Below are 14,371 nucleotides of genomic sequence, written 5' to 3' on the forward strand. Positions count from 1 at the left end.
AACGGAGCGTGACATGGGCATCATCGGCTGGATCCTCATCGGCCTCATCATGGGTGCCATCGCCCGCGCGATCGTGCCGGGCAAGCAGAAGGGCGGCTGGATCGTCACCCTCCTGCTGGGCATCGTGGGCGCCCTGCTCGGCGGCTTCATCGCCTCGGCGGTGTTCGGCACCGACGTCAACGAGGAGTTCTTCGACCTCGGCACGTGGGGCTTCGCGCTCATCGGCTCCATCATCGTGGTGTTCATCTGGTCCTGGTTCACCAACCGCAAGCGCGCCTGACGGCGTCGGCCGCACCGGCGGCCCGCTTCCCCGGACGGCCCGGTCCCCTCAGGGGGACCGGGCCGTCCGTGCGTCCCCGGGCGTATTGCCGTGGACGCGCCGCCCGTGCGCCGGACACGCTGGACCCATGAGCGCCGTCGCCCCTCCCGTCCCGGACGTCTCCCTCCCGCGCGGGTACGCGCTCGTCGAGGCCCCGCACCCCGCGTCGCTCGACGCTCCCGAGGCGTGGGCCTACCTCGCCGTCGCGGACGTCGGCCGCGAGCACGACCTCGAGGTGCACGGCTACGACGACCTCGCGCTGCCGCCCCGCGAGATCTTCACGGGCATGGCCCACCAGGAGTACTCCACGAAGCGCCGGTTCGTCGTCGTGCGCTCCGCCGCGGCGGCCACGTGGCACGAGCAGGGCGTCCCGCCCGCGGTGGCGGACGTCGTCGCGCACCTCTTCGTGACCCGCCCGGTCACGAGCAACGAGCACCTGGGCGAGGCCTACGCCGTCGTGCGTCCCGCCGAGCGCGGCCGCGGCATCGGGGGCGCGCTGCTCGCGCTCGGCGAGCGCCTGAACCTGGACGCGGGGCGCACCGTGCTCTTCTCGGACACGAACCACGGCGAGGAGCCGCCGCCCGGGCCCGGCGCGCTCGAGGCCACGACGGGCGCGGGCCGGGTCCCCGCGGACGCGCCCGGACCGCGCTTCCTGCGCGCCCACGGGTATGTGCTCGAGCAGGTCGAGCGACACTCGGTGCTCGACCTCCCGGTCGCGCCCGCGGTCCTCGACGCGCACCGCGAGGACGCCCGGGCCGCCGCGGGCGGCGACTACCGCCTGCGCACCTGGACCGACGAGGTCCCGGAGGCCTGGGCCGACCAGGTGGCGGTCCTCTTCACGCGCATGAGCACCGACGCGCCCACGGGCGGCGTCGACTACGGCGAGGACCCGTGGGACGCGCGGCGCGTGCGGACGTGGGTGCAGCAGCAGGCGGAGAACGACGACGCGTTCCTCGTGTGCGCCGCGGAGCACGTGCCGTCGGGCACGCTCGCGGCGTTCACCGTGCTCGTCCACCCGCGCGGCCGCGAGGACTTCGCGATCCAGGAGGACACGCTCGTGCTGCGCGAGCACCGCGGGCGCCGCCTCGGGATGCTCGTCAAGGTCGCCAACCTCGACGCGCTCGCTGCGCAGCGCCCCGGCGCCCGGCGCGTCCACACGTGGAACGCGCAGGAGAACGACCACATGCTCGCGATCAACGTCGCCCTCGGCTTCCGCCCCGCGGGCGTGTGGGCCGCGTGGCAGCGCCGGACGACCCCGGAGGACGCCGAGTGAGCGCAGGACCGACCACCGCCACGACCCGCGACGGGCGCGTGCGCATCGAGCCCGTCCCCGGGCGCCTCGACGCGCCCGACGCGTGGGCCGTCCACGGCACGGTCCGCGTCGGCGACGCGATCGATCGCGCGATCCACGGCCACACCGACCTCGCGCTCGATGCCGCCACGGTCGCGTCCACCGTCGCCAGCGCCGGCTACCGCCGCGTGCTGCGGTGGGTCGCGGTGCTCGACGACGCCCCGCACGGCACGACGCCCCGGCCCGAGGACGTCGTCGGCCGGTCGATGGTGGCGCTCCCGCAGCAGGGCAACACGCACACGGCGCTCGTCTACGTCGGCGTGGACCCGGCGCACCGGCGCCGCGGCGTCGGCACCGCGCTGTGGGAGGCGGCGCTCGACGTCGTGCGCGCCGAGGGGCGGCGCGTGGTCCAGTCCGACTCGTCCTTCGCGCCGGAGCCGCCGCCCGGCCCGGGTGCGATCGAGGCGCCCACGGGCAGCGGGCGCGTCCCGGCGCACGACGACGCCACGACCTTCGCGCTGCACCGCGGCTTCACGCTCGAGCAGGTGATGCGGCACTCCGTGCTCGAGCTCCCGGTGCCGTCGGGCGTGCTCGACCCGCTGCGAGAAGCGGCGACGGCGCGGGCCGTCGGGTACCGCGTGCACGTGTGGACGGACGACGTCCCCGAGGAGTGGCTCGCGCAGCTCGCGGTGCTCGAGACGCGCATGAGCACCGACGCCCCGAGCGGGGGCCTCGACCTCGCGGAGGACCCGTGGGACGCGGAGCGCGTCCGGACCTTCTCCCGGGAGATCCACGACCGGGGCCGCGCCTACGTCGTCGCCGCGGCGGAGGACACGCCGACGGGCACGCTCGCCGCGTTCTCGATGGTCGCGTACCCCCGCGACCGGGCCGAGGTCGTGTTCCAGGAGGACACGCTCGTGCTGCGCGAGCACCGCGGGCGCAGCCTGGGCCTGCTCGTCAAGGTCGCCGTGCTCGACGAGCTGGCGCGCGCCCGGCCGTCGTCGCGCCGTGTGCACACGTGGAACGCCGAGGAGAACCGGCACATGCTCGCGATCAACGTCGCGCTGGGCTTCGCGCCCACGGGCGTCGAGGCGGAGTGGCAGCTCGTCCTCGACGCACCGGACCCCGGCAGCGCGCCCTGACCCCGAGGGCCGCCGCGGCCCGACCGCTCAGCGGATGCCGTCGAGGAAGCGGATCACCCGCTCGGTGACGAGCGCGGCGGCCTCCGGCGCGTACGACGGCAGGCTCGGGTCCGTGAAGAGGTGGCGGTCGCCGGGGTAGACGAACAGCTCGGCGTCGGGCGTGGACTCCACGAGCTCGCGCGCCGCGTCGAGGTCGCCCTCGCCCGCGAACGACGGGTCCGCGTCCATGCCGTGCACCTGGACGGGCACGGCGTCGGGCCAGGCGTCGCCGAACTCGGAGACGGGCACGCACGCCTCGAGCAGCACCGCACCCTTGGCGCCCGGCTGCGTCTGGGCGAGCATCTGGGCCGGGAGGACGCCGAGGGAGACCCCGGCGTACACGACACCGAGGTCGTAGCCGTCCACGGCCCCACGGGCGCGCTCCAGCACGGTCCCGAAACCGAGCTCCTGCACGTGGGCCATGCCCTCGTCGAGGGTCGCGAACGTGCGCCCCTCGAAGAGGTCCGGCGTGTGCACGACGTTCCCCGCGCCGCGCAGCGTCTCCGCGAGCGTCCGCACGCCCTCCGTCAGTCCCTGCACGTGGTGGAACAGCACGACCTCCGCCATGGTCCCTCCTCCGATCGTCGCTCGTGGGCCGTGCGACGGCGTCGCCGCCCGGTGCGCGCCCGACGGCGCACGACCCCCATCGTCGCGCGGCCCGCCCCCACGCGCCCGGGGTCCAGGGACCTGCGACGGCCGTTCGTCAGGCCGCCGGACCATGGACCGCGGGACGGTCGGGGTGGGCGAGGGCCGACGTCGGTCAGTAGTTTGGTGGTCATGACCTCGCAGCCCGTGCCGCCCCCGATCGACCCCACCTCCACGCCGTCCTGGACCGCGCTCACCGTGCACCGCGACACCGTGGAGCCGGACCTGCGCACCTGGTTCGCGGCCGACCCGGACCGCGCGCGCCGCCTCACGCACCAGGCGGCCGACCTCACGGTCGACCTGTCGAAGAACCTCGTCACCGACGAGACGCTCGAGCTGCTCGTGCGCCTCGCCGAGGAGGTCCACCTCGACGACCGCCTCGAGGCGATGTTCACGGGCGAGCACATCAACGTCACGGAGGACCGCGCCGTCCTGCACACCGCCCTGCGCCGGCCGACCCCGCTGGGCGACGACGAGCACCTCGTCGTCGACGGGCAGGACGTCGACGCGGACGTGCACGCCGAGCTCGCGAAGGTCTACGCGTTCGCGGACAAGGTCCGCTCGGGCGAGTGGACGGGCGTCACGGGCGAGCGCGTGCGCACGGTCGTGAACATCGGCATCGGCGGCTCCGACCTCGGACCGGTCATGGCGTACGAGGCGCTGCTGCCGTACAAGCACCAGGACATCGAGGTCCGGTTCGTCTCGAACATCGACCCGACGGACGTCGCGGAGAAGACGGCGGGCCTCGACCCGCGCACCACGCTGTTCATCGTCGCGTCGAAGACGTTCGGCACGCTCGAGACGCTGACCAACGCGCGCCTCGCGCGCGACTGGCTGTGGACGGAGCTCGCGGCGGTCGGCGCGATCGAGGACACGGACGAGTCCCGGCAGGCTGCCGTCGCGCAGCACTTCGTCGCCGTCTCGACGGCGCTCGACAAGGTCGCGGCGTTCGGGATCGACCCGGCGAACGCGTTCGGGTTCTGGGACTGGGTCGGCGGGCGCTACTCCGTCGACTCCGCGATCGGCACGTCGCTCGCGATCGCGATCGGCCCGGACCGGTTCGCCGAGCTGCTCGCGGGCTTCCACGCGATCGACGAGCACGTGCGCCGCACGCCGTTCGAGCGCAACGTCCCCGTCCTCATGGGGCTGCTCAACGTCTGGTACGTCAACTTCCTCGACGCGCACACGCACGCCGTGCTCCCGTACGCGCAGTACCTGCACCGCTTCCCGGCCTACCTCCAGCAGCTCACCATGGAGTCCAACGGCAAGCGCGTGCGCTGGGACGGCTCCCCGGTGACCACCGAGACGGGCGAGATCTTCTGGGGCGAGCCGGGCACGAACGGCCAGCACGCGTTCTACCAGCTCATCCACCAGGGCACCCGCCTCATCCCGGCCGACTTCATCGCGGTCGCGAACCCCGCGCACCCGCTCGTCGACGCGGTGGGCGACGGCGGCGCTGTCCAGCCGGGCGCCGACGTGCACGGCCTGTTCCTCGCGAACTTCTTCGCCCAGACCAAGGCGCTGGCGTTCGGCAAGACGGCGGACGAGGTCCGGGCCGAGGGCACCGCGGAGCACCTCGTGAGCGCCCGCACGTTCCCGGGCAACCGCCCGACGACGTCGATCCTCGCTCCCGCGCTCACGCCGTCGGTCCTGGGCCAGCTCATCGCGCTCTACGAGCACATCACGTTCGTGCAGGGCGTCGTGTGGGGCATCGACAGCTTCGACCAGTGGGGCGTCGAGCTCGGCAAGAAGCTCGCGCTCGAGATCGCGCCGGCCGTCGCGGGCGACGAGGACGCCCTCGCGGCGCAGGACCCGAGCACCGCGGCCCTCATCGACCGTTACCTCGACCTGCGCAGCTAGCCCGCGCCCCGCCCGGGCACGGGGACGACCGTGCTCGGGCGGCTCGCGGGGGGCGGTCGTGCGCACGGGGACGGGCCGAGCGCCTCCACGGACCGCGTCCCGCGGTGTGTCCTCCGCCTCACGGCGGGGACGTGTCGCGAGGTCGTGACGTCGTGCGCGCGACCGCGCGTCCACAGCCGCGCTGCGAGCGCCCGCGCCCTGCGTACACTGGCGGGCGCGCGACCGCCGCGAGCCCGTTCGGCGTCGCTCTCACCGTGGAAGGAACCCCGATGGCCGACGCCGCCACCCCCGAGACTCTCGCTCGGACCCTGATCGAGCACGCGGACGCCGTGCGCAGCGCGTGGCTGGAGGCTGCAGCGAACGAGCTCCACGGCCGCACCTCGCGGGGCGAGCTCGAGCGCGAGCAGGGCGAGATCCTCGACGCGCTCCTCGAGGGCCTGCGCGCCGGCGGCGTGTCGCTCGCCGAGCCGGCGTTCGACCAGCTCCGGGGCATCCTTGCGGACGTGTCGTCCGCACGCGCGCGCCTCGGCTTCACGCCGCGCGAGACCGCGATCGGCGTCTTCGCCCTCAAGGAGGGCCTGTACCGGCTCGACTCCGCGACCGGTGCCGACACGGACGTCACCCCGCTGCTGCGCCTCGTCGACCAGCTCGGGCTCTTCACGTTCGAGACGTTCGCTGCCGCGCGCGAGGCGATCATCGCCGAGCAGGCCGAGCAGCTGCTCGAGCTCTCCACACCCGTGGTCAAGCTCTGGGAGGGCATCGTCGCGGTGCCGCTCGTGGGGACGCTCGACTCCGCGCGCACCCAGGTCGTCATGGAGAAGCTGCTCAACACGCTCGTCGACACGGGCAGCGAGCACGCGATCATCGACATCACGGGCGTGCCCGCGGTGGACACCCAGGTCGCGCAGCACCTGCTCAAGACGGTCGTCGCGGCGCGCCTCATGGGCGCCGAGTGCACGATCAGCGGCATCCGCCCGCAGATCGCGCAGACGATCGTCGCGCTCGGCATCGAGTTCGGCGACATCCGCACGCGCGCGACCCTCGCCGACGCCCTCGTCGACGCGCTGCGCGCGAGCCGCGACACCCGGCAGGCCGGGCTCCCCGCATGACCGACGGCGTCCCCATCCTCAAGATCGGCTCGACGCTCCTCGTCTCGATCCAGATCGACCTCCAGGACGACACGGCGCTGCAGCTCCAGGAGGACCTCGCCCAGCGGATCACCGACACCGGTGCGCGCGGCGTGATCATCGACATCTCCGGGCTGGAGATCGTCGACTCGTTCATCGGCCGCATGCTCGCGTCGGTCGCCGGGATCTCGCACGTGCTGGACGCGACGACGGTCGTCGTGGGCATGCGCCCGGCCGTCGCCATCACCATGGTCGAGCTCGGCCTGTCGCTCGGCGACGTCCGCACCGCGCTGGACGTCGAGCGCGGCCTCGCGCTCCTCGCCCCCGAGGAGCGGTCCGCCGAGGACGTGCTCCTCGCCGCCGCCGAGCGCGAGGAGAGGTGACCACGACCACCCCGCCGCCGACGACCGCGGAGCGCGTGCCGGTCCGCACGGACTCCGACGTCGTCAAGGTGCGCCAGCTCGTGCGGTCGCTCGCGCAGCAGGCACGCCTCTCGCTCGTCGACCAGACGAAGCTCGTGACGGCGGCGAGCGAGCTCGCGCGCAACACCCTCGTGTACGGGGGCGGTGGCGAGGCCGAGGTGCAGCTCGTCACGGAGGGGGCGCGGACGGGCGTCCGCGCCGTCTTCTCGGACGAGGGGCCGGGCATCCCCGACCTCGACCTCGCGCTCACCGACGGCTGGACCAGCGGCGGCGGGCTCGGGCTCGGGCTCTCGGGGTCACGACGCCTCGTCCAGCACTTCGCGATCGACACCGCGCCGGGCGTGGGCACGCGCGTCGAGATCGCGACCTGGTCCCGATGACCTCGGCGGAGCCGGACCGCCCGGACGACCGCCGCACGCTCGTCGAGGACGGGACCTGGTACACCGTGGACCACCCGTCCGCGGTCGGCAGCGTGCGTCGCGGCGCGAGCACCGCCGCGCGGAACCTCGGCCTCGACGACGAGCGCGCGGCGGAGGTCGGCCTCGTCGTCTCCGAGCTCGCGACCAACCAGTGCCGCCACGCCGGGGGTGGCTCGGTGCTCGTCCGCGTGCGGCGCACCGGCGCCGAGGCCGCGCTCGACGTGCTCGCCGTCGACGCCGGGCCCGGTATGCGGGACATCACCGCGGCGATGCGCGACGGCGTCTCGAGCCGCGGCACGCTCGGCATCGGCCTCGGCACCCTCCCCCGCCTCGCGTCGGCGTGGGACGCATGGACGTCGCCCGGGCAGGGGACGGTCATCGCGGCGACGTTCGTCGCGCACGGCGCGACCACCGACCTGGCAGCACCCACGGGCGTGACCCGCCCCATGACCGGGCAGGACGTGTGCGGCGACGCCCTCGCGGTGCGCCACGACGACGGCGTGCCCAGCCTGCTCGTCGCCGACGGGCTCGGCCACGGGCCGCTCGCCGCGGCGGCCTCTGGCGCCGCGGTGCGGGCCTTCCTCGACGCGCCACCCGGGAGCGCGGTCGCGCTCCTCGAGCGCGTGCACGGCGCCCTCGGCGGCACGCGGGGCGCGGCCGTCTCGGTCGTCCAGGCGTCGGGCGGCGTGCTGCGCTGCGCGGGCCTGGGCAACATCGCCGGGACCGTCCACGGGGCGCGCTCGCGCGGGCTCGTCAGCCACCCCGGCATCGCAGGGACGCGCGGCCGGCCGCTGCGCGAGACGACGTACCCCGTCGAGCCGGGCGACGTCGTCGTGCTGCACAGCGACGGGCTGACGGCCCGGTGGTCGCTCGCCGACTCCCCGGGCCTCGCCGTCCGCTCCCCCCTCGTCGTCGCGGGCGTCCTGCTCCGTGACCACGCCGTGCGCCGCGACGACTCGTGCGTGGCGGTGCTGCCGATCCCCCGGGAGGCCGCGTGAGCACCACCCTCCTCATCACCCAGCTGCGCTCGGACTCCGACGTGCTCGCGCTGCGCCGGGCCGGGCGGGAGATCTGCCGCCTGCTCGGCCTCGACACGCAGGACCAGGTGCGCGTCGCGACGGCGCTGTCCGAGATCGGGCGGTCCGCGGTCGGTTCCGGCACGGCCGACGTCGTCGTCGGCGTCCTGCCCGGGCTGCCGCAGGCCACGCTGCGCGCCGAGATCGTCGCGGGGACGCCGTTCCTCGTCGAGGGCGACTCGAGCGACGGCGGCGTCCCGGCCGCCCGACGGCTCGTCCCCGGCCTCCAGGTCGACCCGACGGGCACGCGCGTGCTGCTCACCAAGGCCCTGCCGGCGACCGCGCGCACGGACGAGGCGACGCTCGCGGGCGTGCGCCGGTCCACCGCCGCCGCGCACGTCGCCGACGCGAGCGACGAGGTGCGCGTGCAGAACGCCGAGCTCGTGCGGACGCTCGACGAGCTGACGCGCCAGCAGGACGAGCTCCGGCGCTTCAACGAGGAGCTGGAGGAGACGAACCGTGGCGTCCTCGCGATGTACGACCAGCTCTCGGCGGAGCTCGAGGAGACCAACACCGGCGTCGTCGCGCTGTACGCCGAGCTCGACGAGCGCGGGCGCGAGCTCGCCGCCGCCAACGAGGCGAAGACCCGCTTCCTGCGGAACGTCAGCCACGAGCTGCGCTCGCCCGTGAACTCGATCATCGGCCTCACCTCGCTCCTCACGGACTCCCACCTCGACGCCGACCAGACGCAGCAGGTCGGGTTCCTGCGCGAGAGCGCGACGACGCTGCTCACGCTCGTCGACGAGCTGCTCGACCTGGCGCGCGCCGAGGCGGGCCACGACGACGTCGAGCCCACGCCCGTCGACCTCGGGGCGCTGCTCGACGAGCTGCGCGGCACGACCCTGCCGCTCGTGCGGTCCGGCGTCTTCCTGCGGGTCGCGGCCGAGCCGGGCCTCACGCTCGTCACCGACCGTCGGCTGCTGTCCCGCGTGCTGCGGAACCTGCTGACGAACGCGGTGAAGTTCACGGACGAGGGCGAGGTCGTGCTGCGGGCGGCGGCCGACGGCGACGTCGTGCGGTTCGACGTGCGCGACACGGGTCTCGGGATCCCGGCCGACCAGCTCGAGGCCGTGTTCGAGGAGTTCGTCCAGGTGCCCAACCGCCTCCAGCCGACCGTCCGCGGCACGGGCCTCGGCCTGCCGTACGCCCGCCGCACCTCCGAGGCGCTGGGCGGCACGCTCGTCGCGACGTCGCGCCCGGGCGCCGGGAGCGTGTTCACGCTGCGCCTCCCGTCCCTCTCCGCGGTGCCCGAGGACGCCCCCGCCGCGCGCCCGGAGCCCGAGGAGGCCCCCGGCCGCGACACCCCGCTCGGGCACGTGCTCGTCGTCGACGACGACCGGGCCTACGCGTCGGTCGTCGCCTCGATGCTGCGCGACGCCGCGGCGCGCGTCAGCGTCGCGCACGACGCCACGCACGCGCTCGCCCTCCTGCACGACGGCCCGGCCGACGTCGCGCTCCTCGACGTGTGCCTGCCCGGCACGGACGGCCTCGCGCTGCGGTCGCGGATCCGCGACGTCCACCCGGCCACGGCCGCCGTGCTCATGTCGAGCGCGCCACCGCCGCCTGGCATCGGCGACGTGCCGTTCCTCGCCAAGTCCGAGATCGACCGCGACCGCCTGGTGGCGGCCCTCGGGCGCGAGGTGCGGAGCCGATGAACGCCGACCGCACCGTGCTCGTCGTCGACGACACGCCCGCGCACCGGTACGTCATGGCGAGCTGGCTGCGGCGGGCCGGGTTCGGCGTCGTCGAGGCCGGGACCGGCCGTGACGCGCTCGCGCACGCCACGACCCCGGTCGACGCCGTCGTGCTCGACGTGAACCTGCCGGACCTCTCGGGCCGCGAGGTGTGCCGGATCCTCAAGAGCGACCCCGCGACCGCGCACCTCCCCGTCCTGCACGTCTCCGCGACCGACGTCGACGCCGCCGCCCGCACCGCCGGGCTGGAGGGCGGCGCGGACGCCTACCTGCCCGAGCCGCTCGACCGCGACGAGTTCCTCGCGACGATCAGCGCGCTGTGCCGACGCGTCGACGCCCAGCGTGGCGCCGGGCGCACCGCCCGCCGCCTGGAGGCGCTCACCGACGCGCTCGTCCCCCTGCACGAGGCGCGCTCGCCCGAGGCCGTCGCCGACCACGCCGCCCGGGGCGCGTGCGCCGTCCTCGGTCGCGCCGTGATCTCGATGGTCGTCGCGGACGCCGGGGTCGTGCTGCGCTCCGTCTGCGTCGCGGAGGGCGCCGCGCTCGTGCGCGGTCGCGGCCCGACGGCGGTCCTCCCGCCGACCGGGGCGTCGACCGCCGTGTTCGGCCCGGACGAGGTCCCCCTCCCCTGGCGGCCGCTCTTCGACGAGGCGGGCGTCGGACCGTCGGCGTGGTTCACGCACTGGCTCGTCGACGCGTCAGGGGCGCTCGTGGGCGGCCTGGGGATCGAGGTCGGCGACGAGCCGCTGTCCGACGAGGAGCAGGAGGCCGCTGCCCGCTTCACGGAGGCCGCGACGGTCGCGCTGTCGAACCTGCGCACGTTCACCGAGGAGCACCGGATCGCCCTCGCGCTCCAGCGCGCGCTCCTGCCGTCGGGGCTGCAGGTGAGCGGCGGCGTCGAGGTCGTCGCGCGCTACGAGGCGTCGGACGACCGGCTGGACGTCGGCGGCGACTTCTACGACGCGTTCGACCTGCCGGACGGGCGCGTGGCCGTCGTCATCGGCGACGTCCAGGGGCACTCGCTGCGCGCGGCGACCGTGATGGCGGAGGTGCGGGTCACGCTGCGCGCCTACCTGCGCGAGGGCCACGACGCGGCGTCCGCCCTGGACCTGCTCAACGCGGCGCTGCGCGAGGACCACCCCGAGTTCGCGACCGTGTGCGTGTGCGTGCTCGACCCCCGGACCGGCGCCCTCGAGCTGACGGACGCCGGCCACCTGCCCGCGCTCCTCGTGCGCGCCGACGGCACGGTCGACCGGGCCAAGGCGGGCTCGCGCCTGCTGGGCGTACCCAGCCCGCGGTCCCGCCCCGCGCACCACGACGTGCTCGCCCCCGGCGACCTCCTCGTGCTCGTGACCGACGGTCTCGTCGAGCGCCGCGGGGCGTCCCTCGTGGACGCTCTGGACCGGCTGGCCGAGGTCGCCGGGCGGAGCGCCGGCGCGAGCCCGGCGCTCCTGTGCGAGCGCGTCGTCGCGGCGTTCGACGACCCGGGCCGCGAGGACGACGTCGCGGTGGTCGCCGTCGCGCGTCACGCGTCGCCGGACGGCACCTTGTCCTTGACGTCGTCGTAGCCGACGTCCCCGGGGATCTCGCCCGGGGCGTAGACGAGCCGCACGACGCCCGTGGGGAACGTCTCCGAGCGCAGGAGCGTCAGCGGGTAGACGGGCTCGCCCTCGTCGAACAGCCGCTCGCCGGTACGCGCCGCGACGGGGTGGACGAGCAGGCGCAGCTCGTCGAGCAGCCCGGCCGCGAGGAGCTGGCGGACTACCGAGATCGACCCGGCGACGAGCACCTTGCCGAGTCCCGGCTCCTCCTTGAGGGCGCGGACCGCGTCGACGAGGTCGCCGTCGACCCGCTCGACGTGCCGCCACCCGAGGTCCTGGTCGCCGCGCGTCGCGACGATCTTGCGCAGGTTCCCGAGGCGCGCGGCGAACTCCGCGTCCTCGTCCCCGGCGGTCTCCCGCTCGGGCCATGCCCCGGCGAAGCTGTCGTACGTGACGCGCCCGAGGAGGAGCGCGTCGACGTCCCGGTAGTCCTCGTCCACCGCCGCGGCCATGTGGTCGTCGAAGTAGGGGAAGTGCCACGCCGGGTCGATCTCGGCGACGCCGTCGAGCGAGAGGAACAGGGTGGACACGAGCGTCGCGGTCATGGTGGGCCTTCCGGTCGGGAGGATCGACGAGAAACAGACCGTAGCCGCAGCGGAATCTCATCGTCCCCGGCCGAACACGCCACCAATCCCCCGTCGAACACGGGGTCAGCGACCAGATCCGGCGGATAACGGTCGCCGACCCCGTGTTCGGCGGAGGTGGGGGTGGGGGGTGGGGGCGGGGTTCAGCGGCGGAGGGCCAGGGCCAGGGTCGCCCCCACCGTCAGGTGCTCGACGACGAGCAGGGCCACCGCACCGGGCGTCAGCGCTCCGAGCGGGCCGAGCAGGGAGACGAGCAGCACGACGCCGCACGTCACGAGCCAGGGCCGTCGGCCGCCCGAGCGCAGGCGGCCGAGCAGCGCGCGCACGCCCCACCCGGCGTACCCGACGACGAGCGTCACGGCGACCGCCGCCGCGACGCCGACCGTCTGCGTCCCGGTCGCGGTGCGCACCGCGGGGTCGACGCCGAGCGCCGTCCCGACGACCAGCACGACGGCGGCGACCACCGCCGCGACGGGCGGGACGGCCCAGCGCGGCACGCGCCGCGCCGTCCGCCCGTCCGGCACGGACGCGCGGGGATGGCCTGGGACGTGCGAGGCGCCGCGCGAGGTGGCGTCCGAGGCGCTGCTCGACGTGCTCCGTGTCGTGGACATGACGTTCCTCCTTCGTCGCGCGGCGGAGCCGCGTCTCGTGCGGCCGGGGCCGCGGTCGGCGGGTGCCGACGTCTCCCACGGTCGTGGCCCGAGCGCCCGCCTCGCGTCGGCCGGAGGGCGGCGGCCGGGCCGACCGGCGTCGGGCCTCGACCCTCCTGCCGGACGGCGACCCCCGACCTTGGTCGGTGGTCGGCCGCGCACCGGCCGCCTAGCGTCCGGAGCATGACCACCACCGACTGCCCTCCCCTCGCCGGGCGCCCCGTCCTCGCGACGGCCGCCGCGCGCCGCGACGGCACGCGCTCGCTCGTCCCCGTGTGGGTGGTCGCCCTGGCCTGGCTCGCCGTCGCGGTGCTCACGGCGCTCGCGACCGCCGGGGTCGTCGCGCAGGACGACGCCGGCGCGGGCCCGTGGCTCGACGTCTCCGTCGCGGTCCTCGCCCTCGCGGTGCTGCCCCTGCTGTGGTCGCGGACCCCGCGCGACGCCCCGGTGGTCGGCGCGCTGGTCCTCGCCTCGCTCGCGGCGTACTCGGGTGCCGCGACCCCGGCCTCGACCGTCGCGACCCTGCAGGTCGCGCGCTGGTACCCGCTGCGCACCGCGCTCCCGGTCGCGGTCGCCGGGTTCCTCGGCCACGCCGTGCAGGCCCTGTGGCGGCCGCAGGCGCTGCCGCTCGGCTGGTGGCTCCTGTGCGACCTCGCCGTGCACGCCGCCCTGCTCGGCTGGGGCCAGTACGCGCGGGCGCGCGACCAGCTGCTGTGGTCGCTGCGGGACCGCGCGCGCCGCGCCGAGCGCGAGCAGGAGCGCCGCGTGGCCGAGGCGCGCGTCGCGGAGCGCACCCGGATCGCGCGCGAGATGCACGACACCCTCGCGCACCGGCTCTCGCTCCTCGCCGCCACGGCGGGCGCGCTCGAGTACCGGCCGGACGCCGACCCGGAGCGGCTCGCCCGCGCCGCGGGACTGGTGCGCGCCGGGGTGAGCTCGGCGCTCGACGACCTGCGCGACGTCGTACGGGTGCTGCGCGCCGAGCCCGGGCTCGGCGGGGCCGACGCGCTGTCGCCGCAGCCGACGCTCGACGACGTCGAGCGGCTCGTCGTGGAGGCGCGCGACGCGGGCGGCGACGTGACCTACGAGCGGACGGGGTCCGCCGACGTCCCGCCGACGGTCGCGGTCGCGGCCTTCCGCGTCGCGCAGGAGGGGCTGACGAACGCCCGGCGGCACGCGCCGGGCGGCCCGGTGACGCTCCGGGTCGTCGCCCGGGCGGGCGAGGTCCGGGTCACGGTGTCCGACGGCGGCCCGCGCCGCGTCCCCGTCGGCGCGGGCGGTGACGGCGGTATCGGCCTGGGAGGCGGCGGCGTCGGCGACCGCGCGGGCGGCGGCACCGGCACCGGGCTGGTCGGGCTCCGGGAGCGCGTCGACCTGCTCGGCGGGACCCTCGACGCCGGGGCGCGGGACGCAGGGTTCGTCCTCGACGTCCGGCTACCGTGGGACGCGTGACGGAGCAGGGTGGGCGCGGGGACGTCCCGCGCGGGAGCGACCACCACGAC

General features: G+C 75.7%; 14 protein-coding genes. 11 read left to right on the forward strand and 3 right to left on the reverse strand.

The genetic code is table 11. The annotated features are described in order from the left end of the window. Nucleotides 1-13: 13 nt before the first annotated feature. From MT994_RS00170 to MT994_RS00180, 3 genes are all read left to right on the forward strand, one after another. Complete coding sequence (locus MT994_RS00170) at nt 14-280, forward strand: GlsB/YeaQ/YmgE family stress response membrane protein (protein ID WP_009865881.1); 267 nt, start codon at nt 14-16, stop codon at nt 278-280. Nucleotides 281-407: 127 nt separating this feature from the next. Then, nucleotides 408-1,592 carry a GNAT family N-acetyltransferase gene (locus tag MT994_RS00175; RefSeq protein WP_354804564.1) on the forward strand — a complete coding sequence of 395 codons (1,185 nt, stop codon included), beginning with the start codon at nt 408-410 and terminating at the stop codon, nt 1,590-1,592. Then, complete coding sequence (locus MT994_RS00180; RefSeq protein ID WP_354804565.1) at nt 1,589-2,752, forward strand: GNAT family N-acetyltransferase; 1,164 nt, start codon at nt 1,589-1,591, stop codon at nt 2,750-2,752. Before MT994_RS00175 ends, MT994_RS00180 begins: the two co-directional genes overlap by 4 nt. A gap of 27 nt (nt 2,753-2,779) precedes the next feature. On the opposite strand, the gene MT994_RS00185 is transcribed toward MT994_RS00180, so the two are convergent. Further along, entirely contained in the window at nt 2,780-3,358 is a 579-nt protein-coding gene (locus MT994_RS00185) for a dienelactone hydrolase family protein (protein ID WP_354804566.1), read from the reverse strand. 210 nt (nt 3,359-3,568) lie between these two features. Here MT994_RS00185 and pgi point away from each other — a divergent pair, with 210 nt between their 5' ends. The 7 genes from pgi to MT994_RS00220 all read left to right on the forward strand — a co-directional run bounded on the left by pgi (nt 3,569) and on the right by MT994_RS00220 (nt 11,602). Beyond that, nucleotides 3,569-5,296: a glucose-6-phosphate isomerase gene (gene pgi, locus MT994_RS00190; protein WP_043653468.1), complete on the forward strand. Its 1,728-nt coding sequence runs from the start codon at nt 3,569-3,571 to the stop codon at nt 5,294-5,296. Between the two features lie 269 nt (nt 5,297-5,565). After that, nucleotides 5,566-6,405 carry an STAS domain-containing protein gene (locus MT994_RS00195; RefSeq protein WP_043653447.1) on the forward strand — a complete coding sequence of 280 codons (840 nt, stop codon included), beginning with the start codon at nt 5,566-5,568 and terminating at the stop codon, nt 6,403-6,405. Next, nucleotides 6,402-6,806 (forward strand): STAS domain-containing protein, encoded by a 405-nt coding sequence (locus tag MT994_RS00200; protein ID WP_021483159.1) that lies wholly within the window; start codon nt 6,402-6,404, stop codon nt 6,804-6,806. Before MT994_RS00195 ends, MT994_RS00200 begins: the two co-directional genes overlap by 4 nt. Beyond that, on the forward strand, nt 6,803-7,225 hold the full coding sequence (locus tag MT994_RS00205; RefSeq protein ID WP_206158430.1) for an anti-sigma regulatory factor: 423 nt from the start codon (nt 6,803-6,805) through the stop codon (nt 7,223-7,225). The genes MT994_RS00200 and MT994_RS00205 overlap by 4 nt, the downstream gene beginning before the upstream one ends. Then, nucleotides 7,222-8,262 (forward strand): ATP-binding SpoIIE family protein phosphatase, encoded by a 1,041-nt coding sequence (locus MT994_RS00210; RefSeq protein WP_354804569.1) that lies wholly within the window; start codon nt 7,222-7,224, stop codon nt 8,260-8,262. Before MT994_RS00205 ends, MT994_RS00210 begins: the two co-directional genes overlap by 4 nt. Continuing rightward, nucleotides 8,259-9,995 (forward strand): ATP-binding protein, encoded by a 1,737-nt coding sequence (locus MT994_RS00215; protein ID WP_354804571.1) that lies wholly within the window; start codon nt 8,259-8,261, stop codon nt 9,993-9,995. The genes MT994_RS00210 and MT994_RS00215 overlap by 4 nt, the downstream gene beginning before the upstream one ends. Then, entirely contained in the window at nt 9,992-11,602 is a 1,611-nt protein-coding gene (locus MT994_RS00220) for a SpoIIE family protein phosphatase (protein ID WP_354804573.1), read from the forward strand. The genes MT994_RS00215 and MT994_RS00220 overlap by 4 nt, the downstream gene beginning before the upstream one ends. Here the strand turns inward: MT994_RS00220 and MT994_RS00225 are convergent. Together MT994_RS00225 and MT994_RS00230 are read right to left on the reverse strand one after the other, a co-directional pair. Further along, nucleotides 11,560-12,180 (reverse strand): dihydrofolate reductase family protein, encoded by a 621-nt coding sequence (locus MT994_RS00225; RefSeq protein WP_354804574.1) that lies wholly within the window; start codon nt 12,178-12,180, stop codon nt 11,560-11,562. The two genes, MT994_RS00220 and MT994_RS00225, sit on opposite strands and share 43 nt — an antisense overlap. 182 nt (nt 12,181-12,362) lie before the next feature. Continuing rightward, nucleotides 12,363-12,830, reverse strand: coding sequence for a DUF6069 family protein (locus tag MT994_RS00230; protein WP_354804575.1), 468 nt, complete (start codon nt 12,828-12,830; stop codon nt 12,363-12,365). 222 nt (nt 12,831-13,052) lie between these two features. Here MT994_RS00230 and MT994_RS00235 point away from each other — a divergent pair, with 222 nt between their 5' ends. Then, entirely contained in the window at nt 13,053-14,321 is a 1,269-nt protein-coding gene (locus MT994_RS00235; RefSeq protein WP_354804577.1) for a histidine kinase, read from the forward strand. The last annotated feature ends 50 nt before the right edge of the window (nt 14,322-14,371 follow it).

The organism is Cellulosimicrobium sp. MI9406 (assembly GCF_040595865.1).
Classification (GTDB): domain Bacteria; phylum Actinomycetota; class Actinomycetes; order Actinomycetales; family Cellulomonadaceae; genus Cellulosimicrobium; species Cellulosimicrobium funkei.